The organism is Haloferax sp. s1, from assembly GCF_058382125.1.
This window is the reverse complement of the sequence record NZ_JBZRPK010000152.1, coordinates 1-1,452: the sequence shown is the minus strand read 5'-3', so window position 1 is coordinate 1,452 and position 1,452 is coordinate 1. Positions and strand designations below refer to the sequence as shown.

2 protein-coding genes are annotated in these 1,452 nt (G+C 51.0%); both read left to right on the top strand.

Annotation, left to right across the window (positions count from 1 at the left end; all coding sequences use genetic code 11):
* The coding region (locus tag QT222_RS01165; protein WP_491476033.1) for an aromatic amino acid lyase at window positions 1-309 on the top strand (309 nt) is incomplete at its 5' end.
* Between the two features lie 712 nt (window positions 310-1,021).
* Window positions 1,022-1,216, top strand: a complete 195-nt coding sequence (locus QT222_RS01160) for a hypothetical protein (RefSeq protein ID WP_491476032.1) — start codon at window positions 1,022-1,024, stop codon at window positions 1,214-1,216.
* The last annotated feature ends 236 nt before the right edge of the window (window positions 1,217-1,452 follow it).

Sequence of the window (1,452 nt, the reverse complement as noted above, 5' to 3'; positions counted from 1 at the left end):
CCGCCGGCGGTCAGCGGCGGGCAGGAAGCCCACGTGAGCATGAGCGGCCAGGGCGTGCTGCACGCACAGACCGTCATCGAGACCGTCTCGACTATCGCCGGCGTCGACCTCCTCTGTGCTTCGCAGGCCGCGGAGTTCCTCGATGACGACCTCGAACTCGGAACCGGTACCGGGTCCGTCCGCGACTCGGTTCGCTCGGTCGTCCCGCCGCTCGAAGAGGACAGACAACTCGACGGCGAACTTGAGACGGCAGGCGACCTCGTCCGATTCGGCGCGATTCGTGCGGCCGTAGACGAGGCACTCGACTAATCGGGCTTAGAGGCACTCCACGGGCACGATTTTCTTTTCTCTACTACTATCTCTTCGGCCTAACCTTACGAATTCGGCATCCTGTTATAGCGGGTTCCAAGCGGAAAATTAGGCCGAAAAACTCGCGATTTCGAACCCCCCGGAACGAGTACTGAGTGAGCTTCTGTAGGCCAACAAACGGTTGGTTCCAACGGAAAGGGGCTTCCAGAGACCTTGCCGTTCCCACGCAACTGTGCCATCGGGTTGGACTGCGACCATAGAACCCGTTCCCGGTTCGACACCGGATATAAAATCGATATCTGCGGCGGATTCCGCTCGGCGGAGTATTATTTGCCCACCAGCACCGATTATCGAACTTGCCGGTCTTCCTCCGGAGAGTTTCCATACCTTCGATCCGGTCTCCGGATCAACGCCATAGCAATTGCCGACATCACCGAGTGATGAGTCAGACGTATCGTGCGTGCGCACTGCAAGCGACTAAGGAGACTGTGTCCCACTCTGTCTACTTTGTAGCAGATCAAAAACCAGAAACAGATGGTATGGTTGACTCTCTTGCATATGCTTATGACTTCGGAGGTGGTCAGAAAGTGAATCCTTACATATATATATGTATCCTTCTGGAGAAAAATTGCCTGAACCATCTAATTTCGACGACTATAGCATTACTCAGGACGCTCAAACCAATTATAAATATAGACAGGCACTAAATAATATGAGTGAAGAAGAACTGGCGGAATATGGTGTTCGGAGGGTAAAAGATACCGACACTACCCTTCCGAAGTCTGTAAGTAGTCGATCAAGACTCCAAAACCAGCAGTATAGATACTTTAAAAGTTTCAACATGGATGTGGAATTTGGGGCAAACGGTGGGACCGTCGTCAACGCAGTCAATTCGCAGAAAAACTGAAACAACCTCAATTAAGGGTTTTTCAATCAAGAAATTTCCGCGTCTCCGGTCGACCGACACCGCTAGTTATGTTACTGAACGAGATATCTTACACCACCAATCAAAATAATCAAACCACAAAAGGTTATACTTGATCGACATGAATGTCAATTATGGATGGATTCTCTACTAGCGTCTCTGGGAGCCTGTCCAAGAAACATCGGCAGAATACCTCAAAGTCTACGAGCACTGTGTAC